This window comes from Phenylobacterium sp. (assembly GCF_020402505.1).
Lineage (GTDB): Bacteria > Pseudomonadota > Alphaproteobacteria > Caulobacterales > Caulobacteraceae > Phenylobacterium.
The window spans coordinates 1-2,989 of record NZ_JADBZL010000108.1 but is presented as its reverse complement, the minus strand read 5'-3'; the positions used below and the strand labels follow the sequence as shown (position 1 = coordinate 2,989).

Genomic DNA, 2,989 nt, shown 5'->3' with positions numbered 1-2,989 from the left:
GCCGATCAGCACGGGGCCGCACATGCCGATGCCCATGGGCGAGACGGGCGGGGCGCCGGCCAGGGCCGCCTCCCGCGCCCAGATGTAGCGCTGCACCACAGACCAGCCGGCGCCGCCGAACTCTCGGGGCCAGGCCGGGGCGACCCAGCCGCGGGCGTGCAGCTTCTTCTGCCAGGCCATGCCGGTGGCGTGGTCGGCGTAGACGCTGGTCATGGCCCGCCCGCGGGCGCGCAGGTCCGGCGTCAGTTCCGCATCGAGGAAGGCGAGGACCTCGTCCCGGAAGGCGCGGTCGGCGTCACTCCAGGCGAGGTCCATGGGCCCTACATCCGCTCGACGATGATGGCCGGGGCCATGCCGCCGGCGGCGCACATGGTGACCAGGCCGCGCTTGAGGTCGCGGCGCTCCAGCTCGTCGATGATGGTGCCGATCAGCATGGAGCCCGTGGCGCCGATCGGGTGGCCGAGGGCCATGGCGCCGCCGTTCACGTTGACCTTGTCGCGGTCGAGCCGCAGGTCGCGGATGAACTTCTCGGCGACGACGGCGAAGGCCTCGTTGATCTCCCACAGGTCGATGTCGTCGACCGTCAGGCCGGCCTTCTTCAGCACCTTGTGGGCGGCCGGGACCGGGGCGTTCAGCATCAGGGTCGGGCTGTCGCCGACATTGGCCATGGCCACCACGCGGGCGCGGGGCTTCAGGCCGTTCCGGCGGGCGTAGTCCGGCGAGGCCAGCAGGACGGCGGCGGCGCCGTCGACCACCCCCGACGAATTGCCGGCGTGGTGGACGTGGGTGATCTTCAGGTCCGGATAGACCCGCTGGATCAGGCCGGCCAGGGTGGTGCCCTCCTTGTCCATGGGCACGTTGGCCATGGCCTCGAAGGAGGCCTTCAGGGAGGCCAGGCCCTCGCGGGTGGTCTCGGGGCGGGGGAACTCCTCGTGGTCGAGGGCCACCGAGCCGTCCTCGTTCAGCACCGGCACCAGGGCGCGGTCGAAGCGGCCTTCCTTGATCGCCTGGGCGGCGCGCTGCTGGCTGACATAGGCCAGCTCGTCCAGGGCCTCGCGCGGGATGTTCTCAAGCGTGGCGATGGCGTCGGCGCAGACGCCCTGGTGCGACTGCGGGTGCAGCTTGCGCAGGGCCGGGTTGCCGGCGTCCATCAGGGCCGGGCCGTCGAAGAAGGCGGCCGCCTGCGGGGCGCTGGAGGCGGTGTAGGACATCATCTCCGTGCCGCCGGCGATGATCAGGTCCTCCATGCCCGACATGATCTGGGCGGCGGCCAGGTTCACCGTGGTGATGCCCGAGCCGCAGAAGCGGTCCAGGGTCATGCCGCTGGCGCGGACGTCGAAGCCGGCGGCCAGGGCGGCCATGCGGCCCAGGTCATTGCCCTGCTTGCCGCGCTGGGAGGAGGTGCCCCAGATCACGTCGTCGACCTCGGCGGTCTTGATGTCGTTGCGCTGGGCGATGCCCTTCAGGACGGTGGCCGCCAGGTGCTGGGGGTGGAAGTCGGCCAGGGCGCCCTTGCCCACCTTGCCGATGCCCCGCGGCGTGCGCGCCGCGTCGATGATCCAGGCCTCACCCATCTTGCGTCTCCCGTTCGTGTGCGCCGTCCCGCGGCGATGAGGGTTTATCTTGCGCGCCGGACGCGACGTCAGGGAAGCCCCTTTTCGACGGGATTGCACGCGGCCCCGGGGGCGCTAGAACAGGCCCCATGACCGAAGCGACCCCCGCCGACACCCCGCCCGACCGCCTCTGCGTCGACCCCGACAGCCCCTGGCACGACGCCGGCGTCCTGGCCCGCGGGGTCGGGGTGCGCTTCAAGGGCGTCGAGAAGACCAATGTCGAGGAGTACTGCATCTCCGAGGGCTGGGTGCGCCTGGCCGTCGGCAAGACGGTGGACCGCCACGGCAAGCAGATGACCATGCTGCTCAAGGGGCCGGTCGAAGCCTGGTTCGAGAGCTGAAGCGGTGACGACGGGCGCCCCTGATCCCACCCGCCGGGGTGTGGTCGCCGGGGCGGCCTCGGCCCCCCTCCTCGCCGGGCAGGCGACGGCGGGCGCCGACCTGATCTCCATCCGCACCGACCTCGAGACCTGGGTCGCCATGGGCGACAAGGCGTCGGGCGGACCCGGCGACCGGGACTCCGGCGCCTGGATGGAAAGCCGCCTCAGGCTGTTCGGCTACCGCACACAGAGGCAGGCCTTCAGGGCGCCCTCCGACCGTCTTGGCAGCGTCGCCCTGACCTTGGGGAATGCGTCTGTCCAGGGCCTGGCCCAGGCCCCCGCGAGCGTCACGGGACCCGGGGGGGTCACCGGGGGGTTGACGCTAGGGCGCCCCACCGCCCCAGCGCGTGGCGCGCTGGTCGTGGTCGACCTGCCGGCGAGACGCTGGTCGAGCGTCCGCCAGCCCGAGCTCCGCACCCTCGCCGACGAGGTCCGGGCCTCCGGCGCCGCCGGCCTCATCCTCGTCACCAACGGTCCGACCGGCGAGGCCATCGCCCTGAACGCCCCGGCCGGGGCGCCGCCCTTCGGCGTCCCGACCCTGGTCCTCGCCCCGAAGGACGCGGGGCCGGTCCTGGCCGCCGCCCGGGAGGGCCAGACCGCGCGGCTGGTCATCGACGGCGAGGCCGGCCAGCGCCCCGCCTTCAACCTCATCGGGCGGATCGACCGCGGCAAGGGCAGGACGGTGGTCCTGTCCACCCCGCGCTCGGGCTGGTTCACCTGCGCCGGCGAGCGCGGGCCAGGCGTCGCCCTCTGGCTGGCCCTCCTGCCCTGGATGGCCAAGCGCCTGAAAAACCACGACATCGTTGTCATCACGGCCAGCGGGCACGAGTACGAGAACCTGGGCGCCGAGGCCTTCCTGCACCGGGAGGCGCCCGCCCCGGAGCGGACCGCCCTGTGGGTCCACCTGGGCGCGGGCATCGCCGCCCGGGACTGGAAGGAAACGCCTCAGGGCCTTGAGCCCCAGGACCGCCCCGACCCGGCCCGGGTGCTGATGGG

Annotated in this window: 4 protein-coding genes; 2 read left to right on the top strand and 2 right to left on the bottom strand. The window is 72.9% G+C overall.

Annotated elements, in window-relative coordinates:
* Both IM632_RS08315 and IM632_RS08310 read right to left on the bottom strand, forming a co-directional pair.
* On the bottom strand, positions 1 to 315 hold a 315-nt coding region (locus IM632_RS08315; RefSeq protein ID WP_296552211.1), incomplete at its 3' end, for an acyl-CoA dehydrogenase family protein.
* 5 nt (positions 316 to 320) lie between these two features.
* Positions 321 to 1,574 carry an acetyl-CoA C-acetyltransferase gene (locus IM632_RS08310; protein ID WP_296539324.1) on the bottom strand — a complete coding sequence of 418 codons (1,254 nt, stop codon included), beginning with the start codon at positions 1,572 to 1,574 and terminating at the stop codon, positions 321 to 323.
* Positions 1,575 to 1,702: 128 nt separating this feature from the next.
* Here IM632_RS08310 and IM632_RS08305 point away from each other — a divergent pair, with 128 nt between their 5' ends.
* On the top strand, positions 1,703 to 1,954 hold the full coding sequence (locus IM632_RS08305) for a DUF3297 family protein (RefSeq protein ID WP_296498851.1): 252 nt from the start codon (positions 1,703 to 1,705) through the stop codon (positions 1,952 to 1,954).
* A 4-nt stretch (positions 1,955 to 1,958) separates the two neighbouring features.
* The coding region (locus IM632_RS08300) for a hypothetical protein (RefSeq protein WP_296552210.1) at positions 1,959 to 2,989 on the top strand (1,031 nt) is incomplete at its 3' end.